Below are 26,006 nucleotides of genomic sequence, written 5' to 3' on the forward strand. Positions count from 1 at the left end.
GGATTCGAACCCGCGGTCTTCCGCGTGACAGGCGGACATGTTAGGCCTCTACACCACAGCTCCAAGTTTAGGAAGAACGAGTGTCGACGTTGCGGCATGGACACCGCTGCTCGTAGTCGACCTGTCCTTAAAAAAATCTGGTGGAGAATAGGGGACTTGAACCCCTGACCCCTGCGCTGCCAGCGCAGTGCTCTACCACTGAGCTAATTCCCCAGGGTGATTCTCTCAGCGCCGCTCAGCGAGCGTCGTTCGCTGGCGACAGAAGTAAATATACCACGCTCCAACAGCGATTGCAATACCTTTTTTGCAAAGAAAAAAAGGAAACTCTCAAGGAGAGTTTCCCAATTACCGAACGGTCCCGCCCGCAGATTCCATCGACAGTTCATCCACTTTCAACTTGCCAAGCCCCCGCGCAAACTGCACGGTTTCCTGCCGCTTCGCCCGCAGGCCGCGCGAGATGTACTCCGCCGCCACTTTCGGATCGATGCGGTCTCCGCACGTGTACACGTCCACGGAAGCATACTTATGCTCCGGAAAGCTGTGGATCGTCAAATGCGACTCCGAAATGACCACCACGCCGCTCACCCCGAGCGGCGAAAACTTGTGGAACACCACTTCGCGCACTTCCGCCCCGGATTCAATCGCGGCGTTGACCATGATCTTCTCGACTTGTTCGATGTTGTTCAGAAGCTCCGGGTCGCAATCCCAAAGTTCCGCCACAACGTGTCGTCCCATCGTATCCAAATCGCGTCCACTCCTTTCGGGAGGGAATGGCTCTAGGCCTGCTCCACTCCTTGAAAGACTCGTACATAGCTTTTCCCGGAACGCATCTCCACGATGTAACTACTATCTCCCGAACTTGCCAAGTGTTGGTTGTGCGTGACCATGATGATCTGCCGTCCAAACGCCGTGGAGAGCTGCTTGAGAAACTCCGCCACCGGCCGGCTGTACTCTTCCGACACGTGCTTCCCCGGCTCGTCGAGGATCATCGGCCCGTCCAGCGCCGGACGGTTCGCTTGCAAGAGCGCCGCGCGCAACGCCAGCGAAATCACGTCGACCACCCCGCCGCCGCGCGCGTCTTGCGGGCGCGTCTCCACCGGAATGTCGCCGCCGTACGTGGAGACGACGAGAAATTCCCCCTCGGCGCGCCCGCGCACTTCCTCGATCTGCACGCGAAACTCCAAATCGGTGTTGCCGAAGATAAACTGCAACGCGTTGGACACCATCGTCTCAATCTGACGCCGCGCTTGCTCGCGGGCAAACGCCGACGACTCCTGCAAGAGAATCTTGACCTGCTGGAGCTTGTCGATCTCCTCGCGCTTCTCTTGCAGACGCTCCACGATCTGCGCTTTCTTGCGCAACACCGCGTCCTGCTCGCCCAAGCGGCGGTTGTAGCGGGCGCGCAGTTCGTTCATCGCGGCGTCCAATTGGGTCAAGTCGAGGCTCATCCCTTGATCAGATCCCACGGGATCATCCCTTGGACTTCTTCGGCGAGCTGCGCGATTTCTTGTTCGAGCTTCTCGATCTCAAGGTCGAGCGCGTCCGGATCGACGCCCTCGGCGCGGATTTGTTCGAGGATTTCCTCTTGCTGTTTCAAGAGGTTGTCTTTGCGGACTTCCGCTTTGTAGCGCATGTCTTTCGCTTTGGCGAGGCCGTCTTTTAATTGAGACAGCTGGTTTTCCGTGATCGTGCTCATCCTGGGATTCCTCCTCTAAATTCTTCGACCAAGCGGTCTGTCGTATGCTCATCAATCGGCGTGAAGCACACCGGGCAAGTGCCCGAGTTTTTCAACGCTCGGCTGTATTCGTTGATCAAGCCGCGCAATTCGTCGGCGTTGTTCGCGAGGTAGACGTCCGCTTTTTGCAGGCGTTCGATGTTGTCGTGAATCTGCAAGCGCAACTCTTGCAGGCGTTTCTGCCGCCCGGCGAGCATCGCCAACTCCTCCAACTTGAACTCGGCGCGGTCCGTATCGCCCAGCGCTTGCAACACGCGCGCGAGGCTGTGCATCTGCCGCTCGACCTCGTGCTTTTTCCCCGCCATTTCTTTGAGAAAAAGGGATCGGGCACGAAGTCCGGCGAGCCGCTCCACTCGATGTCCCGCTTCGGGCACGTGCGCCGTGCGGTGAAGCACCGTATCAATTCGTCCAAGCAAGGAAGCCGCTTCGCCGTTTTTGCCGCGCAAGGTTTGCAAACGGTGCAAACGCTGGTTGGAGCTTTCGATGCGGGAGACGTGCTGTTCTGCTTGCGGGAGATGTGCCGTTTGGTGCAAGACGTGCTCGACGCGTTGAGTCTGCATCACCGTGCTCTCGCGGTCCGCCGCCAGTTTGCTGAGACGGCGGTACGTCGCCAATTTCTGCTCTTGGCGTTGCAAACGGTCTTCCGCCGTCGGCAAGTGCTCCGTTTCCTGCAAGATGCGGTCGGTCTGCTGCAACGTGCGTCGCACGTCCGTCCAGCGATGGCGGGCTTGGTTTAAGCGCAGTGATTTGCTCTGCACGGCGGCCGCTTGTTCGAGGCGCAGCGCCGCAAGTTCGAGATGTTGCGTTTTTTCCAAAACGGTATTGGTTTCCGCCAGTTCGCTTTGCACGCGACGGTGCTGTTCGCGCAGGCGGCGCAGATTTTCCACTTGGGTGCCCAACTGCTTGAGGCGGGCGTGGCGTTCTTCGAGCATGAACAGGATATTCTCCATATACGCGAGGTCGGAAAACTGCATCAGTTCGTCCTCGACTTCGTTTAACTGTTCGCGGTATTGCTTCTCTTCGGAGTTCAGACGCGTCAGATCGCGGTGCGTATCGCGGGACGCCGCGTCGATGATGTGCACGCCGTTTAAGCGGCCGATCGCTTTGGCTTTGATCGAGCCCGGCTCCGACAGCAAGAAGGGCGGTTCCAACTGCGTGCCCAAGTGCAACACCGTTTCCGTGTCTTCGTCGAGCATCACTTTCGCCACGCCGGTCGCGTCGCTGACTTCGCGGGGCACGGAGTTGCCGAAGCCCTCGTAAATTTGCTCTTCTCCGTCCGGCTGAACGACGATGTAGCGGTTCTTCGACGGCGTGCGCTCGCGGGTGACGCGGGAGCCGTCCGCCAGTTCGATCGTGACGCGGCATTGCGAAGCGCCCACGCGGATGAAATCGGAGCCGCGCGGCTCGTTGAACAACAGCCAGCGCAAGGCGCGAATCACCGCCGACTTGCCTTGGTCGGACGCCCCGACGATGACGTTCAAACCGTCGTCAAACGCCATCTCGGTCAGTTCGTGCGATTGAAAATTCTCGATGCGAAGGTTGCGGATGGTTTTTTGGCTCATCGTTTGTTCTCCCCGACAGCGAGACGTTCTTGGGCGGAGGCGATGCGGTGCATCGCTTCTTCGCGGACGTGGTTCGGCAAGCCTTCGCGTCCGGCGATTTCGTCGATGATCGCTCCGATGTCGATCACTTTGTAGTCGCCCGCCGCTTTGATGCCTTGCACGAAATCGGCGAGCCGTTGCGCGGCGAACGCCGCCTCTTCGTTTTGACTGCGATCGAGGCATTCTTCGCCCGGCGGCGCCGATTGCAGTTTGATTTTCTTGATCTCCAGACGCCCGGAAGTGAAGTCGAGGATGAGGACTTGCGGACGGCGCGCCGCGTCGGACGGGTGGTTCGAGAGGCGCACAAACCCGCCGGGGTTGTAAAAAATCTTGCCGTCGTGCTTCACTTCCGGCCAACCCAGATGGTTGTGGCCGCAGAGGGTCAAGTCGGCTTTGGTATCGAGAATCTGGTCGACGCGGGTATGCGCCACGCCTTCCATAAACGCGCGGTCCATCAACATCCCGTGCACGAGGTGAATGCCGAAGTCCGCCTCCACCCGGTCGATGCAATAATCGAGGCGCGGGTCGCGGCGGTCGAGATCGTAATGGTAATGCTGACCGGTGACTTGGATTTTCACCCCGCCGTGGTCGAGAAACAGCGGCTGGCCGGGGTGGATCAAGCGGTAGATGCCGATGCGGTCGAGAAAGCCGAGCATCGTGCGCGGCAGAGTGTCCGGATTGTGGCCGAAGATGTCATGGTTGCCGGCGATGCCGTACGTCGGCACGCCCGCTTCGCCCATGATCTGCACGAAATCGCCGCACACCGCCAACGACGGGCTCGGAATATCAAAAAGATCGCCGCCGTGCAAGATCGCCTGTACGCCTTCGCGCTTGGCGATCTCGTTGACTTCGCGAAACTTCATCTTCAATGTCGCAACAAAATCATCCGTGCGGTTCTGGGGGGAACTTGCGCGGATGTGAGTATCTGTCAGAAACAAGAGCTTCATGAGAACGCTCGTCCCCCTTTCGTTATTATGTAGACTTCAAGGAGCACGAGGCGGATTCCTGCTTGGATGTTGTAAAAAGTGAATTGACACATAAAACCAGCGCAACTATGCTTGGGACAACTGGATACAGGGAGGGAGACACGCAATGGCAAAGTACCCGGACGATTTGGAGATGCACCGGAAGCATTATGAAGAAATTGCGGAGAAGTTGAAGCAGGACACGTTTGCCCAGTTTCTTGGGATTCAGTTGGTGGAAGTCGGGCCCGGCACGGCGACGGCGGAGATGGTCGTCACGGAGAACATGCTCAACGCGCACGGGACGACGCACGGCGGGGTGATTTTTTCGCTGGCGGACTTTGTGTTCGCGGTGGCGTGCAACTCGTACGGCAAGACGTCGGTCGGTTTGAACGTGAACACCGGATTCCTCGCGGCAAGCCGGGCGGGAGACACGCTGCGGGCTACGGCTGTCGAGGAGAAGAAAAACAACCGCACCGCGTGGTACCGCATCCGTGTGGAAGCCAACGGCGAGTTGATCGCCAATGCGGACTGTTTGGCGTATCGGAAAAGCGACTACTTCGTGCCTGTTGAATAAGTGGATAAGCAAAAAGACTCTTCACTGCTTGGCTAGCGTGAAGAGTCTTTTTTTTGATTCAGGAAGAGCGCGGCAATCGATTGACGACCCAATCCCCCTCTTCTTCCTGCACTTCAAACCCTGGGGGAATCCATGCGGGTCGGGCGGGGAGAATCCAACGAAATACGTTGTGAGAATTCCGCATCATCTCGACCAGGTCTTCGGAAAATTCCACGGACGTCTCCAGCCCTACATAAGCGGATGTAAAGTTGTGCTGCTTCCCTACCTGTCCGACCGTTTTCGTCAATTGATCATAGAAGGAGCGATTGTCAGCTCCCACCTCATCCCCTTGAAGCGACTCCAAGCCGGACGTGTTGATCCACACGCTCAACTCGAATTGGTCTGGACTGACTTTGTAGGCTGCATAACCGCCTGTGCAGCGATCGTCCACCAAGAAGTGCATCTGCGCAATTTTGGAAATCAGGATCCCCTCTTGCAACTCTTGAAATGCCGCTTGGACATCGGCCGGCACCCATGAGGTATGGTCTTCATACTCCCAATTGCTGAACAACTCACACTCCCGCAACGTCACTTTCCGGCCGGAAGTCTCCAGCAGTTCTACAAAAGCAGCCGGAGTGACCAGCTTAGATGCAAACATGTTGACCTCTAAAACCTCGCTCATTTCGATCCCTCGTCACACGGAAAAAAACAGACCTCGACGCAGCAGGGAGGTCTGTTTTTGATCCGTTTTTTCAAATTTAGTCTTCAAACAAGTTGCCGAGCGCGCCCAAGATGCTGCCTTCCTCGCGGCGACCGCCGTTTTGCGGAGCGGCTGCGAAGACGCGGGAGGCGAGACGGGAGAACGGGAGCGATTGCACCCAGACTTTGCCCGGACCGCGCAGGGTGGCAAAAAACAGACCTTCGCCGCCGAACAGCGCCGTTTTGACCCCGCCGACGAATTCGATGTCGTAGTGCACCGTTTGCGTGAACGCCACCAAGCAGCCGGTGTCGATGCGCAACACTTCGCCCGGTTGCAGTTCACGCTCGTAAATCGTGCCGCCCGCATGGACGAACGCAAGGCCGTCGCCTTCGAGCTTTTGCATGATGAAGCCTTCGCCGCCGAAGAACCCGACGCCCATCTTGCGCTGGAACTCGATGCCGACGGAAACACCCTTCGCGGCGCAGAGGAACGCGTCTTTTTGGCAGACGATCTTGCCGCCGAGCTCAGCGAGGTCCATCGGGATGATCTTGCCGGGGTACGGTGCCGCAAACGAGACGTGGTTTTTGCCCGGTCTGACGTTGGTGAAGACGGTCATGAACAAGCTCTCTCCGGTCAGCAAGCGTTTGCCCGCGCCGAACAACTTGCCCATCAGGCCCCTGCCGCCTTGGCCGGAGCCGTCGCCGAAGATCGTTTCCATTTGAATGCCGTCTTCCATCATCATCAAACTGCCGGCTTCGGCGACCACGCTTTCTTCCGGGTCGAGTTCGATTTCCACGAACTGCATGTCGTCGCCGTACACTTTGTAGTCGATTTCATGTGCGCTTGCCATGTGGGGAGGTTCCTCCTCGCGAATTTTGGTTGGATTTACCTGTTATTGTTCCCTTTTCGAGGGGGTAAGTCCTGCTGAGTTGGAGAGTTTTAAGAATTGCATCTTGCCCTCGTTCCGTCTACAATCTATGAAGAGACAGACGATAGAAAATGAGGCGATCGTTGGATGGCAGAGCAGAAGAAGAAAATGGATGCCACGACCAAGTGGATCATCGGTTCGGTGATCGCGGTTCTTTGCGTGGTTTACGGGGTGTACGGGTACACGCCGTTTTTTGCGAAAGTGGACTATGTGAAGGGTCCGTCGAAAACCCAGCATGATTTGAGCAAGCTTCCGAACTTCAAGTTGGAAGAGCCGAAGACCGACGCCGCGACGCCGATGCGCGGGCCGGTGGAATACTTGAAGAGCGGGATGCAGGGGCAGAAGTATTCGACGATTGAAGTCGAGTACCAACTGCTCACCGACAGCAAACCGGGCCAGATCAAACCGGACGCCCTGCAAAAAAACCCGAACCTCGCGTTCGGCGTGAAGCAAATCCCGGCGTACTTGGTCTCGTTTGGCGGCATGGAGTTCAAAGCCGAGGACGGCACGACGCACCATGAGAAAGTGTACGTGGTCGATGCGAACTCGGGCGAAGAGATGTACGAGTTCAGCTACCGATAAGCGACGATTGTGAAAAAAGCTCTTGGACACGCAATGTCCGAGAGCTTTTTTTCGTAGAGCGAAGTTTGTAAAAAAGCCCCGACACACGGTATCTAGAGCTTCCTTGCAGGGCAATGCTTGAAAAAAAGCCCCGACACGCGGGTATCAGAGCTTTTTTCGCAGGCTGTTGCAAGGCTTTTAGGCTTTGTTGTAACGCGCCCCAAACGGCGTGCTCACTTTCAAGAGACGCCCTTGATCCACAAAGTCTTCCAGCGTCTTCTCCAGTTCGTCGAAGGAGAGCAACCGCCCGACTTTGCGGCCGATTTCCGTGAGGTAGGCGTTGAGGTTGGACGCGTCGATCGGCAGCGACGGCAGAACCGCTTCCCAGACTTTTTCATCCTGTTCGGCGAACCCTTCCTCCAGCTCTTCAAACGGATTCTTAAAGTGCGGCGACGTGGTTTTCGAGACGCGAATTCGCACAGCTGTCGTGCGTCCCGTAATGGCCGAGGAAAGAAACGCCGTGCCGCTCGACAAGTACGGCAGACGTGCCGCTTCTTCCGCGGTGATGTCCGTCTCTTCCTTAATGACGGCAATGTCCACCGAACGCACCGTTCGGAACACCAGCTTCGTGGAAAGCTGCGCCGTGATCGTGTCGTCGAGCAACGCCGGACGCTGTGTGGCGAACACGAGGAACACGCCGTACTTACGGCCTTCCTGCGCGATTTCCTTCAACACGCCCTTCGCCGGAGCCGGAACGTCGCCCTTGGGCGCGAAGTTGTGCGCTTCGTCGGTGATGATGACGAACGGCGGAAACTTCTCCTCGACCGGGCGTCCCTTTTGAATCGAATCGCGGTAGTCGCGGCGCTTGCGGTACAGCTTGCGCACCACATAAAACGCAAACACGTTCAAGAAATACATCGACCCGCGGATGACCACCAATTGCCGTTTGGCAAACGCTTCTTCGACTTTCTTGGTGCCGGCGGACGTGAACACACCCTCCATCTCCAAGCGCGTCAACCGGCGCAACACCGAGCGCAGCGTACCGGAGAAACCGCCGACTTTGTCTTTGTACTTCACCAGCAAGTCGTTGAGCAGCTTCACCCGCTCGCGGTCGTTCGGGTTGAGGTACTCGTCCCGGCTTTGCTCGCGGATTTCCTTTTCATTGTCCAGCGCTTCGGCGAGGTTCGCCATGCGGGTGGAGTAAGTCAGGAAGCTGTCCGATTTCTTATGCAGCGCTTTGATCGCCGTCTCCATCGCGTCGGTGATGCTGCCGGACGACGCGCGAAGCAGCGAGACGATGTCGTCTGCGATCAATTCGGAGAACTCAATCCCGATGTCTTCTCCTGCGTCGAGCGTGACGAATCGTTTTTTAAAAGAATGTCGGAAGTCTTCCGGCAAGTTCGGGAACTCTTGATCGAACGTCAACTCAAAGTGCGGGTCGAACACGACCGCAGGCACTTGCTTCAGCATCAATTCTTCCAATAACACGCGCAACCCGAACGACTTCCCCGAACCCGACCCGCCGAAGATCCCGATGTGCGGGTACTGATCCATCGAGCGGTAGTCGAACACGAACGGCACGCCGCCTTGCTCGCCGACGCCGTTTTCCTTGTCAAACAGCAGGGCGACGTTCTGCAGAGACTCCGGCATGTCTTTGGCGATCTCGCGGGAGCCTTGGATGACGCCAAGCGTCAGACCTTCATGGGGTTTGCGCTTGATCAGCAGGTCTTCCACTTCCGCAAACGACGGCACGCGCGCGGGCGCGCCGACGCGAATCGGGGTCGGTAGTTCTTCGATCAAGCGCAGTTTGCCGAGGTGAATCTCTTCGTCCTCGATGTCAAAGCCGACCGAGCGCAACCCTTCCAACACGGAGGTGTCCACGAGGTTGCTCTGTTCGGACGCCAGCGGAATGTAGCGGTTGAACGTCCGCGTCTCGATCACCTCGGCTTTCGGGTGCCGGTGGTCGCGGTCTTCGATGATCAAAATTTCGTTGATGTGAAACTTGCGGGTGCGCGACGCCACCCATGCTTCCAGCTGCGTCGTTTGTCCGACGATCTGCATCTCTTAGAAGTCCCTCCTATCCCGTTGCGGGCGCAGGAACGACTCGATGTTCTCCACGTCCACGTTGCTTTTTACGATCAAGTCGATCTGCTTCTTGGTCAGCCGCACTTCCGCGTCGACCACATCCAGCCACAGCGGAATCCCCCGCGACTTGCTCGGCGTGATCGTATACAAAAAATCGATCACATCGTCCACCGCATCCGCCTGCCCGCGCAAAAAATCACACGCGCCCGCTTGCGGCAAATCGGAGAGGCGGGTGAAGACCGTGTAGAATTCGTTTTTGATCGGGCGGTCGAGCGACGTTTTCAGCCATTCGCCTTGGTTGAGCGTCCCGAACAGAATCTCGCGGTCGTGGCGGTGCAGGAAGCCGTTCAGCACGTCTTCGTGATTCGCCAACCGCGACTGCAAGCGGAACGACCCCACTTCCTCGATCACGCCGACGACGATCGTGCCCATCGTGAGCGCCAAGTCCTCAAACTCCTCCCACAGTTCCCCTCCCTTGCCTTTCAACCGCGAAAACCCGCCGTCCATCAGCACGAGGTAGGGAGAAAAACGCTCGATCGCTTCCATGGCCGCTTTCAGTTCCATCTCGACCATCCTCTTATCGGCCAGCATAAAGTACGCTTGTTGCTCCGCAAGATCGTTCACGAGCACTTCGTCGTCCAGCCCTTCCGTCACGCGGATTTCGTGACGGCGCTCTTCGAGGAAGTTTTTGATTTCACGCAGGTTATCTGCCAACAACGGCGAGAGCAGTTCCACTTGCTCCACCGACGTTGCACCGTTTCGTGCAGGCAGCGTGGACTTGGCGAGCGATTTGAACAGATGCACCGTGTACGGGTAATTCCCGCCGACTTGCGAGACCGATCCGTCCACGCCGACCAGCGCACGCCCGCCAAACAGCGCTTCCGTCTCCGGCCCCGACAGCCGCTTGGCTTGCCGAAACTCGCCGACGGACGTCTCCAACGCCGCCCGCAGTTTCGAGGAGGCGACGCGCTCGCGGCGCTGGTCGTGCAAATTGCGGTTCAGCCCTTGCAACTTGTCGGCGAGCGTGAAAATCCCAGTGCTCATCCTCTCACCCTCGCTTCCGTGTCAAGAACGCATCCACCGCCGCGTCATGCTCCGGCGTCATCCAAAGTCTCGCGCAGAGACGGGTTTCCCGCTCCATCGCGTCGGACAGTTCCAACCCTTCCGACTCCCGCAAGAGACGCAGCAAGCTCTGCACCGCTTTCGGCGAATTGCCCGCGATCTTGGCGGCAAACGATTTGGCTGCCTCCAGCACCTCGTCCGCCGGAACCACTTCGTCAAAAAATCCAATGTCCCGCGCGCGTTCAGCTCCGATCACGTCCCCTGTCAAAATCAACCGCAGGGCTTGCTGACGACCGACGATGCGTGTAAGCATCACGCCGCCGCCCCAGCCCGGCGCGATGCCGAGTTTGACTTGGATGAACCCGACGGTCGCCGATTCCGATCCGATGCGGAAATGGCACGCCGCCGCGACTTCTCCGCCGCCTCCGCGCGCCGCGCCGTTGACAGCGGCGATCACCGGCTTCGGGAAGTTGGCGATCGTTTCCAAGACCCGTCGCATCTGCGACATTTTTTCATAGACTTGCGCTTCGGTTTTCAGTTCGGAATGAAATTCCTTGAGATCGCCGCCGGCGACGAACGTGCGGGTGCCTGTCCCGGTCAAGATCACGACGTGAACGGATTCATCCTGCCGCGCCTGTTCCAATCCCTCGGCGAGACCTTCCATCACCTGCGTGTTGACGGCGTTGCTCGCTTCCGGGCGGTCGATGCGCAAAACGGCAAGACCCTCTGTCGGAAATGCTTCATAACGTACTCCAAGATTCATAGTGAAGGGATTCCTTTCTATGGTAAAATTCTATGGTAAAATGGAGAGGTACTCTCCGCGACGTATATCTGTTGCGACATCCTCATCCTACCATAAACCCGGCAGGATTCGAACCTACGATCCACGAAGCAGGAGGCCACTACCAATCATGAAACCAGCAGATAAACTGAAATACCTCACCTCTTCCATCTTCACGGAGATGGCCAACCACAAACATCGTCTGATGGCTCAAGGCCATGACGTGATCGACCTCGGCATCGGCTCGCCCGATCTGCCGCCGCCGGATCACGTGCGCAAAGCGCTCTCGGAAGCGGTGCTCGCTCCCAACACGTACGGCTATGCGCACCAACAGGGGTTCCCGTCGCTGCGCCAAGCGTTTTCTGAATGGTTCAAACAACGCTTCAACGGCGTCGAACTCGACCCGCAAACAGAAGTTCTCACGCTGATGGGCTCCCAAGACGGACTCTCGCACCTGCCCGCCGCATTGATGAACCCCGGCGACGTGGCGCTGATTCCCGACCCGTCGTATCCGGTGTACGCCGCCGGTCTGCATCTGGCGTCCGTCGAAGTAGCCCCCTTGCCGCTCTTGGCGGAAAACGGCTTCATGCCGGACTTTGACGCGATTCCCGCAGAAATCGCCGCCAAAGCCAAGATGCTCCTGATCTCCTACCCCGGCAACCCGATTCCGGCGGTGGCGGACGTGAGCGTCTACCTCGAAGCGATCGAGTTTTGCAAGAAGCACGACATCGTGCTCGTGCACGACTTGGCGTATTCGGAGCTCGCGTTTGACGACTACCGCCCGATGTCGATTCTGGAAATTCCGGGCGCGAAGGACGTAGCGGTGGAATTCCACTCCCTGTCCAAGAGCTTCTCGATGGCGGGCTGCCGCATCGGGTTCTTGGCGGGACGGGCCGAAGTGGTACAAGCGTTGGCGACGCTGAAATCGAACATCGACTACGGCGTGTTCGGCGCGGTGCAAACGGCGGCGACCGCAGCGCTCACGGGCGACCAATCGTACACCCGCGAGATGTCGAAAATCTACCAAGAACGCCGCGACGTGTTGATCGACGGACTCGGGAACTTAGGCTGGGCGATTGAAAAACCGAAAGCGACGATGTTCGTCTGGGCGAAACTGCCGTATGACATCCCGTCGATGGAATTTTGCATGCGTCTCGTCCATGAAGCGCACGTCGTGATGATTCCCGGCGCGGCGTTCGGCGAGCAAGGCGAAGGCTATGTGCGGATCGCGCTGGTCCACCCGGTCGAGCGGCTTCGCGAAGTCGTGCGCCGCATCGAGGAGTGCGGCATCTTGCAACCGCAACAGTAATCGGAACAACTCATCCCAAGGGAGGACCCTTATCCATGACAGGCAAACTGTATTACGATGATCCGTACCTGCGCCGGTTCACGGCGACGGTGTTGGAGACGGGCGTCGAAGCGGACGGCACTCCTTTTGCGGTGCTCGATTCAACTGCGTTTTACCCGACGGGAGGCGGGCAGCCGTCCGACCTCGGCTCGATCAACGGCGTTCGCGTCGTCGATGTGGAGGAAGTGGAGGACAAGATCCGCCACCGCCTCGACCAAGCCGATTTGGAAAAAACCAAACTGGCACCGGGGAATTCCGTCACAGGCGAAATCGACTGGGAGCGCCGTTTCGATCACATGCAGCAACACACCGGCCAACATATTCTGTCGGCTGCGTTTGAAGAGCTGTACGACGGCGCGACGGTCGGCTTCCATCTCGGGCGTGAAATCGTCACCGTCGACATCACGCTGCCGGACTTGACTCCGGAGATCATCGAAACGGTTGAGGGGCTTGCCAACCGCATCGTGTTCGAAAACCGCCCGATCGACTGCCGGTTCGTCGAACCGGAAGAACTCGCCGCGATGCCCTTGCGCAAACCGCCGAGCGTGACGGAGAACATCCGCATCGTCACGGTGCAGGATTTCGACTACAGCCCGTGCGGCGGCACGCATCCGGCCTACACCGGCGAAGTCGGTCCGATCAAGATCTTGGGCTATGAGCGCTACAAAGGCAACGTCCGGATTGATTTCGTCTGCGGATGGCGCACGCTGGGAGCGATGACGGCGAAGCAGACGGTACTCCGTCAACTCTCCCGCCAACTGACCAGCGGCGAGCACGAACTGCCGGACAAAGTCGAACGCCTCCTCGCCGAGCGCAAGGAGTTGAACGCAACGCTTCAAGAGATGAAGCAGCAATTCTTGCATGCCGAAGCGGAAACGTTGCTCAACGATGCGATCACGAAGCGCGGCACGCTCGTCGTCGCCCGCACGTTTGCAGACCGCCCGATGCAAGAGTTGCAACGCCTCGCGCAACGCATGACGGAGCGCGAACCGTCGGCGATCGCGCTGTTCGTCTCGTCGGGAGCGAAACTGCAAGTGGTGTTCGCGCGCGGAACGGCGGTCGGGCTCGACGTGAACAACATGCTGAAATCCGTCCTCCCGCTGATCAACGGCAAGGGCGGCGGCTCGCCCGCTCTCGCCCAAGGCGGCGGCGTCAGCGAGATGTCAGCCGATGCTGTGTTGGACGATGTGATGCAGAAGCTGGAGATCGAGCTGGTGCAGATCTCCGGGATGTAAAGCTGTTCAGACCCGATTGCGAAAAAAAGACTCCGCACGCACTGAAGAGGCGTGCCGGAGTCTTTTTTTACTTAAGCGGTTTGCCGGTGACGAAACCGGCGACGCGCTTGACGATCCACAACGGACCGACCAGCAGGTAGATCGGGTTTTTGAAAAAAGACGGCGGGTTGCCTTCGAAGGCGTGCCCGATAAACTGAAAGATCCAGCCGACCACAAACAGCGCCAGCGCCCACTTCCAACTCCAAAACACCACGGGGATGGAGAGGACGATCATCGGAATGCCGATGGCGTGCGTGAATTTGTTCATGGGGTGCGTGTGGTCGCGTTTGTATTTTTCAAGGAAGGTCAGGTTTTCCATACAGGTGTGACTCCCCTCTTTTTCTGATTAGTATATCATATTCAGGCGGGGAGTGATTCTGTCGTGTTGTGGCGGTACTTGCGCAGGGCGGGGACGAACAAGCCTGCGAACGAGGAACCCGCTTCGACGATCCCGAAAGCGGCGTAGAGCACGTGCGGGCCGGCGAAGTCGATGATCGTTCCCGCCGCTCCTTGCGCGATCGGGGTCGAGCCCATCGTGAGAATCGAGTTCACGCTGGAGACACGGCCCATCAGGTCTTGCGGGATCAGCAGGAGCATCAAACTCGACGAGATGACGGAGAGCGCCGTAGACGCAATCCCTCCGATAAACATCAGCGCGGCGACTTCCCATTGGTTGTGCATCAGCGAGATGGAGGCCATCGCGAGTCCTTGGAGGGTGAAGGCGATGAATACTTTGCGCGGGGTCGGTGTTTTAACCGCCCAGATCGAGAGCACGACCGCCCCGATCACGCCTCCGACACCGAACGCGCCCCGCATGTAGCCAAGTCCTTGTGCTCCAACGCCGAACTCGTCGGCGATGAACGGCAGTCCGACCGACATTCCGTTTGCCGCCCCGTTGGCGAAAAACCAGAGGATCAACAGCCACATCAGCACAGGGGTGTTGCGGACGAAGTTCAGGCCTTCGAAGAGGTCGGTTTTAAAGGATGTGCGGGTGGTGTCTTGCGGTTTTTTCGGTGTGTAGACGGTGTTCCAGTGTTTGCGAACGGCGAGCAGCGTGAAGGCGGAGACGATGAACGTGAGTGCGTTGATCCACATGCCGACGCCAAATCCGAACGCCGAGAGCAAGATCGCGCCGAGCACCGGGCCGATGATTACCGAGAGTTGCATCGTGCCGGTGCTGATGCTGTTCATTTGGCTGTAGTTTTCTTTGTCCACGATGCGCTGAGCAAACGCGTTGCGCGCCGGCCAATAGACGGCGTCGACGAGGCCGAAGATCACGCCGAGCGTGTAGAGCGCCGCCATCGGCGGGGTGCCGACGCCAAGCGTCAGCAGATAGAGCGCGATCATGACGAACGCGCGCGACCAATCGGAGAGCGCCATCAATTTGCGCGGGTCGAAGCGGTCGGCGACGACTCCGCCAACCAGCATCAGAACGCTGCGGGTCAGCCCCATGACGAGCATCATCGTGCCCATCACCAAGCCGGAGCCGGTCAACTTCACGATCATCCACTGCAAATCCAGGAAAAAAATCGCGTCCCCGAACGCCGAGAGCGCAAACCCGATCCAATACAAGAGAAACGCGCGGTCTTGAAACAGCGCCCACCGCGAACTGCCTGAAGTGTTTGACTTTTGAGCATCCAACGAAGTTCTCCTCCGATCCCTTCCAGTTTCTTCTATCTTACTACATCTCTCCCCGGTCCCGCTTCAAACCGGAGAAGTGCGGAGCGTAGGTCTTCAGTCGGAGAGACCCCAGGGCAGATGAAAAAAACACCGGCTCGCCTCGCGGGTGCGTGCCGGTGTCTTTTTTCTCAAGTGCGCTTCGGAACGTGGAAGACTTAGAAGCTCTCTTCGTAAATCTTCAACACGTCCGGCTCGCGCAGTTCGCGGGTCGCTTGGATGAACCCGGCCCCGCGTCCGCCGACGCGAACGGCGTCTGCCGCCATCGGCTTCAGCGAGTCTTGCGTGATGCCGACGTGCGAAAGTTTGAGGTAGACGTTCATCGACTTGAACCAGTCGATCATCGCTTTGATGGTTTTTTCCGCTGCCACGCGGTCGTCCGCTTCTTGGACGCCGAACACGTTGCGGCCGAGGCGCGCGATGCGGTGCGGGCGGTCTTCGGCGACGACGCGGAAGTACGCCGGTGCCAAGATCGCCAGTCCGCGGCCGTGCGAGATGTCAAACCACGCCGACAGCGTGTGCTCCATCGCGTGCACCGGGAACGCGCCGCCGCGTCCGCTGTTCGGGATTCCCATCAGCGCGAGAGTCGACGCCCACATCAGCGCGGCGCGGGCTTCGTAATTTTCCGGTTCCTTCACGGCGACCGGGCCCCACTCGACGGCGGCGCGCATCAAGCCTTCCGACACAAAGTCTTGGACGTGCGCGTCTTCTTCGCCGACGAGGTACGCTTCGTACAAGTGCGTGAACATGTCGACCGCGCCGTCCGCCGTGTATTCCGGAGAGACGGTAAACGTCAATTCCGGGTCGATGATCGCGACTTTCGGGTAGAGAGCGGGGCCGGAGACGCCGCCTTTTTCCTTGGTCGGTTCGTGTGTGAGCACGCCGCCGGCGTTCGCTTCCGATCCGGTCGCCGCCAGCGTCGGAATCGTCATGATCGGAAGTGCTTCCATCACGGGGAGCAACTCTTTCCAACGCCCGGTCTGGTTGCCGGTGATATATTCATGGCTCGGGATCGAGGAAAGCGCCACAGCGGCGATCGCTTTGGCTGCGTCCATCGCGGAGCCGCCGCCGAGACCAATGACCAAGCCGCAATTCTGTTCGCGGGCGATGCGTCCGCCTTCGTCGACGGTGTTCGTGCGCGGATTCGGCTCGATGCGGTCAAACACGACCGCTTCCACGCCCGCGGAGGCGAGAGAATCGAGCACTTTTTGCAAAACGCCGGTTTTGCGGGTGGACGAGCGTCCCGTTACGACGAGCGCTTTGCCCGCGATGCGAGCCGCTTCCGCCCCGACTTTATGTACTTCGCCGCGCCCGAACACGATGCGGGTCGGCATGTGCAGTTGAAAGTCCAACATGTGATTCCCTCCTGTTGCCGTTCGTTTGTGTATGTACAAGACAGTTTCAGTATAGCAAACCCGCCGGAGTGATTCAAAAAGTACCTGCATTCTCCCCTCTTCGCTGTCATATACAAAAACAGAAATGGAGGGACAATCATGCACACCTTTTTGTACGAACACAAAGAACTGCTCGAATTGCTTCTGTTGGCCGGAACCCTCGGGATCGATGTGTTTTTTGTAGGCGCGACGTTAGGCACCGGCAAGCTGCACATCCGTACATTCAAATCGTTCCTCTTCTACGTGGGCCTGTTTCACTTTTTGTTTTCCATCGTGGGAATTCTGCTTGGCGCATACTTGCACAAGCTTATCGGTGACCTCTCTGAACTCATTGGCGGCTTGGTGATTTTCACGACAGGGGGATATCTGTGGTTCGGCGCTTGGGAGAAAAAGAAAAACCAAGGCTCCCCAACTCGACATTCTCCCAGTATGTCGATGCTCGCATTCGGCGCCAGTTTGGAATGCCTCTCCATCGGGCTTGGCGTGGCGTTGCATCTGCACTACATCCTCGTCATCGCGCTGGTCTTCACGGTTGCGGCCGTCCTCGCCTCTTACATCGGCTTCTGGTCCGGCCGAAAGATGGGGGGCAACGCAGCTTCTGCCGAACTGATCGGAGCGGGTTGCTTAACGATTGTCGGTCTGGTGTTCTTGCTTTGGTAGAGAAAAAACTCACGTTCACTGCAGCAGCAACCAATAACCTCGCCATTCAGACGAGGGAAGGGAGAGGGATTTACTTGTAAAATAACGTGATTCCGGCTGGTTCAATCTGACAACTTGCACTTCGTTCCTTTTTTCTTCTTTTCTTGATCAGGCTGAAACTTTTCCCCGACTCCTGCGTATAACAAGGTACAACATGTCTTACGCAACATTAGAAAAAGGAGTGTACCTGAACATGAATACCTTGAAGACCTGGTTTCTGATGGCGTTGCTCACAGTGCTGATGGTCCTGATGGGTTCCTTGATCGGCGGACGCGGCGGCGCGTTGCTGTTCTTCGTGATTGCGATGGGGATGAACTTGATTTCCTACTGGTTCTCCGCTTCCATCGCCATCCGCATGACGCGGTCCCAAGAGCTTTCCGAGCACGAAGCTCCGCAACTGTTCCACCTGATGCGCCGTTTGACGCAGAACGCCGGCCTGCCGATGCCCAAGCTCTACCTCACCCCGTCGCCGCAACCGAACGCGTTTGCCACGGGCCGCAACCCGGCAAACTCCGCCGTTGCCGTCACGGAAGGGATCTTGCAGCTGCTCACGCCGGAGGAACTGGAGGGCGTGCTCGCCCACGAACTGGCGCACATCAAAAACCGCGACGTTCTCATCTCCACCATCGCCGCGATCTTCGCAGGCGCAATCACGTGGATTTCCGATATTCTGCAATGGGGCATGATCTTCGGCGGCGCCCGCGATGACGAAGACAATCCGCTCGGCATCGTCGGCACGGTCGTCATGATGATCGTCGGCCCGATCGCCGCGCTGCTGATCCAGATGTCGATCTCCCGTTCCCGCGAGTACAAAGCGGACGCGACGGGCGCGCGCATCTGCGGCAGCCCGCACGGGCTCGCCAACGCCTTGGTCAAGCTCGAACAGGCGGCACACCACGTCCCGCCGATCGGCATGAAGCCGTCGACCTCGCACCTGATGATCGTCTTCCCGTTCAAGGGAGCGGGTCTCGCCAGCCTCTTCTCCACACACCCGCCGATCCAAGAGCGCGTTCGTCGCCTGCGCGAGATGCGCGTGTAAACGAAACGAATCAAACGCATACAATCCAAAAAGAGACACGTTCCTCATCCCAGAGGCGTGTCTCTTTTGTCATACAGGCGGTTCATTTCAGTTGTACACAAAAACCAACGAAAAAAACACCACTGCTCCACGATATACGTTGGTTCCAACTTCTCCCCGATGCACTCCGGGTTTACTCCGAACCAAGCGGGCACACTATCGACAAAAAGAGGAGGGATGTCATGAAGTTCGCGCAGCTCTCACGGCTCCTGCTGTCCGCCCTGCTCCTCGCGACGGTCGCGTTGACCGGTTGCGGCAAAAACGACAACGTCAACGAGGGAGCCAGAATCCAAGAAGCGCAAAACGGGAGAACCACCTCCCCTCTGCAGCAAACCGACTTGCAAACGTTTGAAGTGGAGCTGTTCCGCACGCTCTCCGTGCCGACCGACTCGCAAAAAGACTTCCGCATCCTCGACACCCAAGACACGCCGCTTGGCACTTATGTGCTCTATTCCATCCCGAACCACGACGGCCTCGCGTTCGCCGGACGCCGTGCCGACGGCTCCGTGCAACTCTACCAAGCACACTGGCCGATGACGGTCACCGACCCGGCGCAAGACCTCGTCGTCTGCCGCGCCATCCCGCCGAACAGCGGCATCAACAACGGCTACGGCGTGCTGGCGGGGCGCGTCTACAACCCTTTTATTGAAACGATCGAAGTCAACTACCGCGACGGAAAAAGGGAACGCCTCGACGTCTCGCACAGCCGCGGCTTCCTCCTCGTCCGCCCCGGATTTGATTCGCGCTTCGTACAAGTGCGCGGCTTCGGTTTCAACGGCAACCCCTATTGGAATCTCGATGCCCGCTAAGCAAAAAAGAGCACGCTCCGTAGGCATTAACGGGCGTGCTCTCTACGTCTGTTTGCTTATGCTTCAACAGTGAACAGGTCCTCGTACTTCCCGAGGTCGTATCCCTTGTCGGTGAGAAATTTCTTCATCCGATCTCGGTCGGCTTCCTTCTTGGCACCGGCGATGATGTAACCGCGAATGACGTCTTCGTCGTCGGCGACGGTGTGGCCGGCTTTCTCAGCTTCGGCGAAAATTTGTTTCTCGATCATCTTCTTCGCCATCGGGCGCACCATAAACGGAATGGGGCTCAACAGCTCATCGAGAAGTTGTTTCGAAGTTTGCGTATATTCCACGTTGTCTTTCCTCCTGAGGGCTTGGGTTCCTTCCTAGTGTACCCAATCTCGCCAAGAAAAAAAAGAGCGCAATCCGCTAAGATTGCGCTCTTTTTGACATCCGTGTGAAGATTCACTTACGCGAACAGTTCGTCGTACTTCGAAACGTCGTCGATTTTGCCGACGAGCGAGTTCTTGATCTTCTCCGCATCGTTGCCGCGCGAGAGGCCGACGATGATGTAGCCGCGCACGACATCGTCGATGTTCGCTTCCGCATGGCCCGCTTTCTTCGCTTCTTCGGCGATTTTGCCTTCGATCATCTTTTTGGCCATCGCCCGCATCAAGAACGGGAACGGTGCCATCAATTCATCCAACAGGGACTTTGCGTTCGCTTCAAATTTCATAGGTACTCCTCCTACTCCGTTTTCGGTGGCAGGAGCTCCTCGACGAGAATCTGAAACACTCCGCCTCGGCTGACTTTGCCGGAACGGGTCACCATCTTGCGCTCGGTCAACACGCCGACGGCCGTGACGGTCTGCCCCTCGGCCACCCCTTCCGGCACAGTCAGCCCGAGGTGGAGATAGAGGTCTTGCACGTGGCTGCCTTCCAGCACTTGCAAGGGCTCTTTCGGACAGAATTTCGCGAGGTAGATCTCCCGTTTTTCCTCAAAGCTGTTATACGGAAATGGGTCGGTGAGCAGGAGTCCTTCGACTTGCACCTTCGTCTGGTTCATACACATCACCCTCTCGGTGCGGGATGTTGAAACAGCTCCATCAGTTTCTCGTACGTGGCCGGGAATTCCGCTTCGTAGCGCAGGAAGTGCGGGATCGGATAGCGGATGCCGCCCTTGTGCGTGCCAAGCAAGCCCTCGGAGAGCTCCGCCATGCGCGCATACGGCATCGTGAACGCCATCTCGTGATCTTGCGTCTGTCCAAACAGACGGTCCCCGTAGCACGGCAAGATCACTTGCGGCTCGCCGGTCTGCTCGGTTTTGATCACGATGTCGGCACAGTCGGCGCGTGCCGAAAACGTCGAAGCGATCGAGCCGCCGCGCTTGTACTGCGCGGCTGCCACCAAGCGCATCACCTGCGCCGAGTTCCCGTAGACGAGCACCGTGTCCGGTTCAAACGGAAGCCGTCCAAGAGGCCCTACGACGATCGTGCCGCTCTCCTCCTGGGAGAACTTCGGCACGTCCGCTTCGGTCAACTTCGCTGCTTCCGGCGACTCGACGTACATGCCGCAGGCAAGCGTCCCTTCTTCGTAATACGGCAACACCGGCTGGAAGCCGAACGCCGTCAACGCGATCGGGCAGGACAAGTCCTCCGCGCCCATCGCAAGCGTCCAGCCGTATCGCCGCGCCATCGTGATGCCTTGGCAGATCGTAATCCGGTTCTTCAAATCGCGCATCGGCCGCTTCGCTTTGGCCGGCACTTCCGCCTCGTTGCGGAACACTTTAACGCCGAGCGGGAAACTGTCGGTGCGGACAAAGTGGTCCAGCTCTTCCGCAAATTTTTTCAGCAGGTCCATGATGAGCAGGGTCCCCTTCCGAAAATTCTAAGTTGTATAAGAGTTAAGTTCGATTTTTGTAGATCGTTTTCCTGTTTAATCGCAAAAAAAAAAATGGCACGCAGGCGAAAGTTGCCTGCGTGCCACTTACGTATGAGGTCCACCGTTCGATTAGAACTGGCGGCCCATGCCGTTCATCTGGCTGGTCATTTGGTTCATCACCGATTGGTTGACGGTGTCGTACGGGTTGCGGCCGGTGTACATCGATTGCGGGTACACGTCGGTGCGGCCTTCCGCATCGCGCATCCCTGCATCCGCGCTCATCACTTGGCCGAACACGCCGGAGCTCATCATTGCGCCGCCCATGCCGAACCCGGACATGGATTGGCCGCCGCCGTACCCTTGGCGGGATTGGTTGTATTGCGGTTGCGCCATCGTGCCGCTCATCATGGACGCTTGGTGGATGCGCTCCGCATACGCGCTGTCCGGTTGCGATTGGCCGTTGTACAGCGAGTTTTGATGGATGCGGTCGATCTGCTGTTGGGAAACGCCTTGCTGCAGACCTTGGTTCATCGAACCGAAGCCTTGCGTGCTCATGCCCATGCCAAAGCCGGTCGATTGACCGCCAAACCCGCCTTGGTTGTAGGAGTTGAGTTGCGGTTGCGCCATCGTGCCGTTTTGCATGGTCGCTTGATGGATGCGCTCTGCGTACGCGCCGTCCGGTTGCGATTGGCCGTTGTACAGCGAGTTTTGGTGGATGCGGTCGAGTTGCTGTTGGGAAACGCTTTGAGAGAATCCTTGGTTGTAACCTTGGTTGTACGCTTGGTTGGAGTACGCTTGGTTGAACCCTTGATTGGAAGATCCTTGGTTGAAAGAGCCGGCGCCGCCGCCGTAGTTGTTCACAGACGGGTTTGCCATCGTGCCGTTTTGCATCGATGCCGCGTGGATGCGCTCTACGCCTGCGAAATCCGGTTGGGAGGCACCGTTGTACAGCGACGCTTGGTGGATGCGTTCAAGTTGTTGCTGGGAAACACCCTGTTGCAGACCTTGGCTCATCGAGCCGTAGCCTTGGTTGCTCATGCCCATCCCCATGCCAAAGCCGGTCGATTGACCGCCGAACCCGCCTTGGCGGTTGAGCTGCGGTTGCGCCATCGTACCGTTTTGCATGGTCGCTTGATGGATGCGCTCTGCGTACGCGCCGTCCGGTTGCGATTGGCCGTTGTACAGCGAGTTTTGGTGGATGCGGTCAAGTTGCTGTTGGGAAACGCCTTGCGAGAAACCTTGGTTGAACCCTTGGTTGTTGAACCCTTGGTTGAATGCTTGGGTGTTCATCCCAAATCCAACGGAGAGCGGGTTCTGCGCGTTGCCGCTGATGGTGTTTTGCTGGATGCGGGCCAGTTGACCCTGCATTTGTTGTTGGTTCATCATTTCCGGTGGTCCCTCCAATATGTAGCATTTGATGTTTCTACACGTTCACAGTATTGGATTGGGCTTTTGCGCCTATGCATGAAAACACAAAAAAACCTCCGCCGACGGCAGAAGGTTTTTTGACGAAGCCTTTTTTCTTAATAGAAGAAGATGCCGAGCACCCAGTACACGATCGCCGCCAGCACTGCGGTGAGCGGCAGCGTGATGATCCAGGTCGTGACGATGCGGCCTGCCACGTCCCATTTGACTTTGTTAAAGCCTTTCGCCGCCCCGACGCCCATGATCGCGGACGAGATGACGTGCGTGGTGGAAACCGGCAGTTTCAAGTACGTCGCGACGCCGATGACGATCGAAGACGTCACGTCGGCAGCGAACCCGTTGACCGGCTGCATCTTCATGATCCCGCGCCCGACGGTGCGGATGATGCGCATCCCGCCGGAAGCGGTGCCGAGCGCCATCGCCGCCGCCGCCGCAAACTTCACCCAGAGAGGAATGTCCATCGTGGCTTGGAATCCGCCGGCGACCAGCGCAAACGTGATGATCCCCATCGCTTTTTGCGCGTCGTTGGTGCCGTGCAAGTACGCTTGAAACGCCGCGGACAGCACTTGAAACGTCCGGAAGTTGCGGGTCATCTTCGCCGGGGCGATGTTTTTGAACAGCCAGAGGAAGATCAGCATGATGATAAACCCGAGCACCAGCGCAATGATCGGCGAGAGCACCAACGATTCGAGAATCGAGACGAACCCGCTGTAGTTGATCTGCGAAAACCCGGCGGCCGCGATGACCGCGCCGGTCAGCGAACCGATCAGGGCGTGGGACGAAGAGGACGGGATCCCGTACCACCACGTGATCAAGTTCCAGATGATCGCCGACACCATCGCCGCCACGACGATCCACATCCCGTTGGTGAGCGTGGACGGATCGGCGATGCCCTTGCCGATCGTCTTCGCCACGCCGGTGAACGACAGAGCGCCGAGCAAGTTCATCGTCGCGGCGAGCAAGATCGCCACTTTCGGGCTCATCGCTTTGGTCGAAATCGAAGTCGCGATGGCGTTTGCCGTGTCATGGAAGCCGTTGATGTAGTCAAACAACAGCGCCAAGATGACGACGGCGATGATCAGGTACAAACCGGTGTCATGCATTTTTCAAGACGACCCCTTCCACCAAGTTGGACACGTCTTCGCAGAAATCCACGCCGTCCTCAAGCTTCTCGTAGATTTCCTTCCACTTGATGACATAGACCGGGCTTTGCGTTTCGTCGTTGAGGAGCTTGGCCACCGCATGGCGGTAGATTTGGTCCGATTCCATCTCCCACTTCTTAACCGCTTTCGCCGAGTCTTGGATGCGGTCGTACTTCAGTTCGCGCAGCATGTGAATCAGCTTGACCAGTTCTTCGCACGCGCTCTTCATCGCGCGGGAGAGCGCCAGCATCTCGGTGGTCGGCTTACCGATGCGGTAGAGCACGCAACGGTCGGCGACCCCGGTGATGATGTCGAGGATCTCGTCGAGAGTGAACGCCAGCGCGGAAATGTCTTCGCGCTCAATCGGCGTGACGAACGTCGAGTTCAATTTCTCCATGATCTGGCGGGTGATCGCATCGCCTTTATGCTCAATGTCTTGGATGGCGTCAAACTTCGCCTCCACGTTCTCATAATTCTCCATCAGTTCAACAAATGCGGTGGCACCGTGGTGCAGGTTGTCCACTTCTTGCTCCAACAGATCAAAGAAAACGTCGTTTTTCGGTCCTAAACGCAGCATAGTCAAGGGCCTCCTTGGGTATTTGCAGTCTCGGGTGCAAGAGGATCGCTGTAAACATTATGTAAGGAGTTCATTGAGGAACCCTTACCCATTATTATCGTTCCCTGTGCATCTGACAATAGCCATCCTTCGACAAAACCCGTGTTTTTACACAATCTTAACAATCCGCTCCCAAGGCGTTTCCACATATTCTCTGCGGGGGAGCGCGGGAGGACGGGGCACACTAGCTCTATCCTGCTTCCACGAGGGATTCCAAGCGACGAGGTGAGTGCAAATGAACCAACGGCTGATGTGCCGATTCTGGATGCCGCTGTTGTTGACGCTTGCCCTTCTCCCGCCCGTTTCGGCGGTTGCGGCCGAGACGGACGCGGCGGCTGAAGAGGACATGCCCGTTCTGACACAGCCCCAAGAGGAAATGCCGGTGCTCTATCAGGTCGAGAAACAAACCCGTGTGCCGTGGTATTACCTCGCGGCCGTCAATCAATACGAAATGGGCATTCACTGGCAGAAAAACCGCCAAAACCAAAATGCCTCGCCGATTCAAATCGAGATGCCGGTCGAGAAGTGGAGCGGCCCCGTCAACCCGCAGTTGGAGGACAAAAACCCGATGACGATCAAGCTGTTCGGCGGCATCGGACTCGACGGAAACAACGACAAAAAAGCGGACCGCCTCGACCCGGTGGACGAGCTGTTCACGATGGCGAAGTACCTCGGCCGCAGCGGACACGATGAAGATTCGATGCGCCGCGCGCTGTGGGACTACTACCAAGACGGCATCGTCGTCGACCGCATCACCGGGTTCGCCCGCATCTTCCAACAGGAAGGAACGCTCAGCGTCAAGGGAAATTCGTTTCCGATCCCGCTGCGCTACAACTATTCCTACCGCTCCACATGGGGCGATGCGCGGGGTTGGGGCGGACGGCGTTCGCACGAGGGCTGCGATATTTTTGCCTCGACGGGCACGCCGGTGCTCTCCACCGCGTACGGAGTGGTGGAAGTGGCGGGCTGGAACAAATTCGGCGGGTGGCGCATCGGAATTCGCGACCTCAACAACGTGTACCACTACTACGCGCATCTCAGCGGGTTTGAAAAAGGCATGAAGCGCGGCTCGATCGTCAAACCGGGCCAAGTGATCGGCTACGTGGGCTCGACAGGCTACGGCCGTCCCGGCACGTCCGGAAAGTTTGCGCCGCACCTGCACTACGGCATGTACCGCGACACCGGCAACCGCGAGTGGGCGTTCGACCCGACGCCGCACTTGCGCAAGTGGGAGCGCGAAGCCAAGATTTCCAGGAAAAAAAAATAATACCGCCTATAAAAAACAAACAGCCGCGCGATCATGGACGATCAGCGCGGCTGTTTTTTGCGACCGACGGGTTCGGTCTCTGCGTTACTTGTCGCTTTCCGTTTTTACGACGTTGTTTTCGTCGCCGTAGTACAGTTCGTCGTCTCCGTTGTTCATCGAAGCGTCGTGCTGCGGATGCATGAACGGAGCCATCACCGGATTGCGATTGCCTCCAAGCAGCTCCAAATTTTCACGGCGGGTCGTCCCGAGGTCATGGTCGTTGTCGACGTACTTGTCCCCCGACAGGATGTGCGGGTCGGTGTCTTTGCTCCAATTGTCCAGCGGCGTGTTGCGCCACGGAGCGTTCAACGCGTTGTCGTCCACACGCCGCAGTTTGCTCTCGCGGCGTTCCGTGGTTTTTTTGCCGTTTTGTTTGGTCATGGTCGGCTCACCTCCTCCCCGTAGTTT

General features: G+C 58.0%; 29 protein-coding genes and 1 tRNA gene. 8 read left to right on the top strand and 22 right to left on the bottom strand.

Annotation, left to right across the window (positions count from 1 at the left end; genetic code table 11):
- Positions 1-138: 138 nt before the first annotated feature.
- The 6 genes from EL26_RS21555 to EL26_RS21580 all read right to left on the bottom strand — a co-directional run bounded on the left by EL26_RS21555 (position 139) and on the right by EL26_RS21580 (position 4,283).
- Positions 139-213: transfer RNA gene (locus tag EL26_RS21555), tRNA-Ala, on the bottom strand.
- Positions 214-345: 132 nt separating this feature from the next.
- Positions 346-744, bottom strand: a complete 399-nt coding sequence (gene speD, locus EL26_RS21560; protein WP_038094213.1) for an adenosylmethionine decarboxylase — start codon at positions 742-744, stop codon at positions 346-348.
- A 32-nt stretch (positions 745-776) separates the two neighbouring features.
- The gene (locus EL26_RS21565; RefSeq protein WP_238546166.1) at positions 777-1,466 is read right to left on the bottom strand and encodes an ATP-binding protein; all 690 of its coding nucleotides are present in this window, start codon (positions 1,464-1,466) and stop codon (positions 777-779) included.
- A complete protein-coding gene (locus EL26_RS21570; protein WP_038094219.1) occupies positions 1,445-1,696 on the bottom strand; it encodes a hypothetical protein in 252 nt (83 codons plus the stop codon). The genes EL26_RS21565 and EL26_RS21570 overlap by 22 nt, the downstream gene beginning before the upstream one ends.
- A complete protein-coding gene (locus tag EL26_RS21575) occupies positions 1,693-3,297 on the bottom strand; it encodes an AAA family ATPase (RefSeq protein WP_038094222.1) in 1,605 nt (534 codons plus the stop codon). Before EL26_RS21575 ends, EL26_RS21570 begins: the two co-directional genes overlap by 4 nt.
- The gene (locus tag EL26_RS21580) at positions 3,294-4,283 is read right to left on the bottom strand and encodes a metallophosphoesterase family protein (RefSeq protein ID WP_038094224.1); all 990 of its coding nucleotides are present in this window, start codon (positions 4,281-4,283) and stop codon (positions 3,294-3,296) included. Before EL26_RS21580 ends, EL26_RS21575 begins: the two co-directional genes overlap by 4 nt.
- Before the next feature lie 145 nt (positions 4,284-4,428).
- Here EL26_RS21580 and EL26_RS21585 point away from each other — a divergent pair, with 145 nt between their 5' ends.
- Positions 4,429-4,875: a PaaI family thioesterase gene (locus EL26_RS21585; protein WP_038094226.1), complete on the top strand. Its 447-nt coding sequence runs from the start codon at positions 4,429-4,431 to the stop codon at positions 4,873-4,875.
- A gap of 58 nt (positions 4,876-4,933) precedes the next feature.
- Here EL26_RS21585 and EL26_RS21590 read toward each other — a convergent pair whose 3' ends face one another.
- Together EL26_RS21590 and EL26_RS21595 are read right to left on the bottom strand one after the other, a co-directional pair.
- Positions 4,934-5,536: a hypothetical protein gene (locus EL26_RS21590; RefSeq protein ID WP_038094228.1), complete on the bottom strand. Its 603-nt coding sequence runs from the start codon at positions 5,534-5,536 to the stop codon at positions 4,934-4,936.
- A gap of 76 nt (positions 5,537-5,612) precedes the next feature.
- Entirely contained in the window at positions 5,613-6,404 is a 792-nt protein-coding gene (locus tag EL26_RS21595; protein WP_038094230.1) for a TIGR00266 family protein, read from the bottom strand.
- Between the two features lie 165 nt (positions 6,405-6,569).
- On the opposite strand from EL26_RS21595, the gene EL26_RS21600 reads away from it, so the two are divergent.
- Complete coding sequence (locus EL26_RS21600; protein ID WP_038094233.1) at positions 6,570-7,064, top strand: hypothetical protein; 495 nt, start codon at positions 6,570-6,572, stop codon at positions 7,062-7,064.
- 177 nt (positions 7,065-7,241) lie between these two features.
- On the opposite strand, the gene EL26_RS21605 is transcribed toward EL26_RS21600, so the two are convergent.
- The 3 genes from EL26_RS21605 to EL26_RS21615 are packed head-to-tail and all read right to left on the bottom strand — an operon-like array spanning position 7,242 to position 10,953.
- A complete protein-coding gene (locus EL26_RS21605) occupies positions 7,242-9,104 on the bottom strand; it encodes an ATP-binding protein (protein ID WP_038094235.1) in 1,863 nt (620 codons plus the stop codon).
- A gap of 3 nt (positions 9,105-9,107) precedes the next feature.
- Positions 9,108-10,172 (bottom strand): DNA double-strand break repair nuclease NurA, encoded by a 1,065-nt coding sequence (locus EL26_RS21610; protein WP_038094237.1) that lies wholly within the window; start codon positions 10,170-10,172, stop codon positions 9,108-9,110.
- 4 nt (positions 10,173-10,176) lie between these two features.
- Positions 10,177-10,953: an enoyl-CoA hydratase/isomerase family protein gene (locus EL26_RS21615; protein WP_038094239.1), complete on the bottom strand. Its 777-nt coding sequence runs from the start codon at positions 10,951-10,953 to the stop codon at positions 10,177-10,179.
- Between the two features lie 148 nt (positions 10,954-11,101).
- On the opposite strand from EL26_RS21615, the gene EL26_RS21620 reads away from it, so the two are divergent.
- Together EL26_RS21620 and EL26_RS21625 are read left to right on the top strand one after the other, a co-directional pair.
- Positions 11,102-12,280, top strand: a complete 1,179-nt coding sequence (locus EL26_RS21620) for an aminotransferase class I/II-fold pyridoxal phosphate-dependent enzyme (RefSeq protein ID WP_038094241.1) — start codon at positions 11,102-11,104, stop codon at positions 12,278-12,280.
- A 35-nt stretch (positions 12,281-12,315) separates the two neighbouring features.
- A complete protein-coding gene (locus tag EL26_RS21625; protein ID WP_038094243.1) occupies positions 12,316-13,554 on the top strand; it encodes a serine-tRNA(Ala) deacylase AlaX in 1,239 nt (412 codons plus the stop codon).
- 67 nt (positions 13,555-13,621) lie between these two features.
- Here EL26_RS21625 and EL26_RS21630 read toward each other — a convergent pair whose 3' ends face one another.
- From EL26_RS21630 to EL26_RS21640, 3 genes are all read right to left on the bottom strand, one after another.
- Entirely contained in the window at positions 13,622-13,912 is a 291-nt protein-coding gene (locus EL26_RS21630) for an Mpo1-like protein (protein WP_038094245.1), read from the bottom strand.
- 41 nt (positions 13,913-13,953) lie between these two features.
- A complete protein-coding gene (locus EL26_RS21635; RefSeq protein WP_038094247.1) occupies positions 13,954-15,234 on the bottom strand; it encodes an MFS transporter in 1,281 nt (426 codons plus the stop codon).
- Positions 15,235-15,428: 194 nt separating this feature from the next.
- Positions 15,429-16,625, bottom strand: coding sequence for an iron-containing alcohol dehydrogenase (locus tag EL26_RS21640; RefSeq protein WP_038094248.1), 1,197 nt, complete (start codon positions 16,623-16,625; stop codon positions 15,429-15,431).
- A gap of 138 nt (positions 16,626-16,763) precedes the next feature.
- On the opposite strand from EL26_RS21640, the gene EL26_RS21645 reads away from it, so the two are divergent.
- From EL26_RS21645 to EL26_RS21655, 3 genes are all read left to right on the top strand, one after another.
- Entirely contained in the window at positions 16,764-17,324 is a 561-nt protein-coding gene (locus EL26_RS21645) for a manganese efflux pump MntP (protein WP_038094249.1), read from the top strand.
- Between the two features lie 232 nt (positions 17,325-17,556).
- On the top strand, positions 17,557-18,402 hold the full coding sequence (locus EL26_RS21650) for a zinc metalloprotease HtpX (RefSeq protein ID WP_038094251.1): 846 nt from the start codon (positions 17,557-17,559) through the stop codon (positions 18,400-18,402).
- Between the two features lie 221 nt (positions 18,403-18,623).
- Positions 18,624-19,250, top strand: a complete 627-nt coding sequence (locus tag EL26_RS21655) for a hypothetical protein (RefSeq protein ID WP_038094253.1) — start codon at positions 18,624-18,626, stop codon at positions 19,248-19,250.
- A gap of 56 nt (positions 19,251-19,306) precedes the next feature.
- Here the strand turns inward: EL26_RS21655 and EL26_RS21660 are convergent, their stop codons facing one another.
- From EL26_RS21660 to EL26_RS21690, 7 genes are all read right to left on the bottom strand, one after another.
- The gene (locus EL26_RS21660; protein ID WP_052036681.1) at positions 19,307-19,582 is read right to left on the bottom strand and encodes a DUF2621 family protein; all 276 of its coding nucleotides are present in this window, start codon (positions 19,580-19,582) and stop codon (positions 19,307-19,309) included.
- 116 nt (positions 19,583-19,698) lie between these two features.
- On the bottom strand, positions 19,699-19,965 hold the full coding sequence (locus EL26_RS21665; protein WP_038094254.1) for a DUF2621 family protein: 267 nt from the start codon (positions 19,963-19,965) through the stop codon (positions 19,699-19,701).
- Positions 19,966-19,976: 11 nt separating this feature from the next.
- Positions 19,977-20,294 (bottom strand): hypothetical protein, encoded by a 318-nt coding sequence (locus EL26_RS21670; RefSeq protein WP_038094257.1) that lies wholly within the window; start codon positions 20,292-20,294, stop codon positions 19,977-19,979.
- A gap of 5 nt (positions 20,295-20,299) precedes the next feature.
- Positions 20,300-21,088: a DUF169 domain-containing protein gene (locus EL26_RS21675; protein ID WP_038094259.1), complete on the bottom strand. Its 789-nt coding sequence runs from the start codon at positions 21,086-21,088 to the stop codon at positions 20,300-20,302.
- A 150-nt stretch (positions 21,089-21,238) separates the two neighbouring features.
- On the bottom strand, positions 21,239-22,495 hold the full coding sequence (locus EL26_RS21680; protein ID WP_038094261.1) for a hypothetical protein: 1,257 nt from the start codon (positions 22,493-22,495) through the stop codon (positions 21,239-21,241).
- A gap of 137 nt (positions 22,496-22,632) precedes the next feature.
- Positions 22,633-23,637 (bottom strand): inorganic phosphate transporter, encoded by a 1,005-nt coding sequence (locus EL26_RS21685; RefSeq protein ID WP_038094264.1) that lies wholly within the window; start codon positions 23,635-23,637, stop codon positions 22,633-22,635.
- On the bottom strand, positions 23,630-24,253 hold the full coding sequence (locus tag EL26_RS21690) for a DUF47 domain-containing protein (protein WP_038094266.1): 624 nt from the start codon (positions 24,251-24,253) through the stop codon (positions 23,630-23,632). Before EL26_RS21690 ends, EL26_RS21685 begins: the two co-directional genes overlap by 8 nt.
- A gap of 274 nt (positions 24,254-24,527) precedes the next feature.
- Between EL26_RS21690 and EL26_RS21695 the strand changes: the two genes are divergently transcribed.
- Positions 24,528-25,559: a M23 family metallopeptidase gene (locus EL26_RS21695; protein WP_274518906.1), complete on the top strand. Its 1,032-nt coding sequence runs from the start codon at positions 24,528-24,530 to the stop codon at positions 25,557-25,559.
- Between the two features lie 84 nt (positions 25,560-25,643).
- Here EL26_RS21695 and EL26_RS24755 read toward each other — a convergent pair whose 3' ends face one another.
- Positions 25,644-25,979 carry a DUF3905 domain-containing protein gene (locus tag EL26_RS24755; protein WP_081857401.1) on the bottom strand — a complete coding sequence of 112 codons (336 nt, stop codon included), beginning with the start codon at positions 25,977-25,979 and terminating at the stop codon, positions 25,644-25,646.
- Positions 25,980-26,006: the final 27 nt, after the last annotated feature.

The sequence above is a fragment of the Tumebacillus flagellatus genome (assembly GCF_000714935.1).
In the GTDB taxonomy this organism is placed as follows: Bacteria; Bacillota; Bacilli; order Tumebacillales; family Tumebacillaceae; genus Tumebacillus; species Tumebacillus flagellatus.

What these genes read in the sequence shown, in the direction of transcription:
- EL26_RS21640 (WP_038094248.1), bottom strand. Translation starts at nt 16,625, where the DNA reads ATGTTGGACTTTCAACTGCACATGCCGACCCGCATCGTGTTCGGGCGC.
- EL26_RS21675 (WP_038094259.1), bottom strand. Translation starts at nt 21,088, where the DNA reads ATGGACCTGCTGAAAAAATTTGCGGAAGAGCTGGACCACTTTGTCCGC.
- EL26_RS21655 (WP_038094253.1), top strand. Translation starts at nt 18,624, where the DNA reads ATGAAGTTCGCGCAGCTCTCACGGCTCCTGCTGTCCGCCCTGCTCCTC.
- EL26_RS21695 (WP_274518906.1), top strand. Translation starts at nt 24,528, where the DNA reads ATGAACCAACGGCTGATGTGCCGATTCTGGATGCCGCTGTTGTTGACG.
- EL26_RS21685 (WP_038094264.1), bottom strand. Translation starts at nt 23,637, where the DNA reads ATGCATGACACCGGTTTGTACCTGATCATCGCCGTCGTCATCTTGGCG.
- EL26_RS21670 (WP_038094257.1), bottom strand. Translation starts at nt 20,294, where the DNA reads ATGAACCAGACGAAGGTGCAAGTCGAAGGACTCCTGCTCACCGACCCA.
- EL26_RS21570 (WP_038094219.1), bottom strand. Translation starts at nt 1,696, where the DNA reads ATGAGCACGATCACGGAAAACCAGCTGTCTCAATTAAAAGACGGCCTC.
- EL26_RS21625 (WP_038094243.1), top strand. Translation starts at nt 12,316, where the DNA reads ATGACAGGCAAACTGTATTACGATGATCCGTACCTGCGCCGGTTCACG.
- EL26_RS21620 (WP_038094241.1), top strand. Translation starts at nt 11,102, where the DNA reads ATGAAACCAGCAGATAAACTGAAATACCTCACCTCTTCCATCTTCACG.
- EL26_RS21575 (WP_038094222.1), bottom strand. Translation starts at nt 3,297, where the DNA reads ATGAGCCAAAAAACCATCCGCAACCTTCGCATCGAGAATTTTCAATCG.
- EL26_RS21585 (WP_038094226.1), top strand. Translation starts at nt 4,429, where the DNA reads ATGGCAAAGTACCCGGACGATTTGGAGATGCACCGGAAGCATTATGAA.
- EL26_RS24755 (WP_081857401.1), bottom strand. Translation starts at nt 25,979, where the DNA reads ATGACCAAACAAAACGGCAAAAAAACCACGGAACGCCGCGAGAGCAAA.
- EL26_RS21600 (WP_038094233.1), top strand. Translation starts at nt 6,570, where the DNA reads ATGGCAGAGCAGAAGAAGAAAATGGATGCCACGACCAAGTGGATCATC.
- EL26_RS21605 (WP_038094235.1), bottom strand. Translation starts at nt 9,104, where the DNA reads ATGCAGATCGTCGGACAAACGACGCAGCTGGAAGCATGGGTGGCGTCG.
- EL26_RS21610 (WP_038094237.1), bottom strand. Translation starts at nt 10,172, where the DNA reads ATGAGCACTGGGATTTTCACGCTCGCCGACAAGTTGCAAGGGCTGAAC.
- EL26_RS21650 (WP_038094251.1), top strand. Translation starts at nt 17,557, where the DNA reads ATGAATACCTTGAAGACCTGGTTTCTGATGGCGTTGCTCACAGTGCTG.
- EL26_RS21580 (WP_038094224.1), bottom strand. Translation starts at nt 4,283, where the DNA reads ATGAAGCTCTTGTTTCTGACAGATACTCACATCCGCGCAAGTTCCCCC.
- EL26_RS21590 (WP_038094228.1), bottom strand. Translation starts at nt 5,536, where the DNA reads ATGAGCGAGGTTTTAGAGGTCAACATGTTTGCATCTAAGCTGGTCACT.
- EL26_RS21595 (WP_038094230.1), bottom strand. Translation starts at nt 6,404, where the DNA reads ATGGCAAGCGCACATGAAATCGACTACAAAGTGTACGGCGACGACATG.
- EL26_RS21645 (WP_038094249.1), top strand. Translation starts at nt 16,764, where the DNA reads ATGCACACCTTTTTGTACGAACACAAAGAACTGCTCGAATTGCTTCTG.
- EL26_RS21665 (WP_038094254.1), bottom strand. Translation starts at nt 19,965, where the DNA reads ATGAAATTTGAAGCGAACGCAAAGTCCCTGTTGGATGAATTGATGGCA.
- EL26_RS21630 (WP_038094245.1), bottom strand. Translation starts at nt 13,912, where the DNA reads ATGGAAAACCTGACCTTCCTTGAAAAATACAAACGCGACCACACGCAC.
- EL26_RS21680 (WP_038094261.1), bottom strand. Translation starts at nt 22,495, where the DNA reads ATGATGAACCAACAACAAATGCAGGGTCAACTGGCCCGCATCCAGCAA.
- EL26_RS21690 (WP_038094266.1), bottom strand. Translation starts at nt 24,253, where the DNA reads ATGCTGCGTTTAGGACCGAAAAACGACGTTTTCTTTGATCTGTTGGAG.
- EL26_RS21615 (WP_038094239.1), bottom strand. Translation starts at nt 10,953, where the DNA reads ATGAATCTTGGAGTACGTTATGAAGCATTTCCGACAGAGGGTCTTGCC.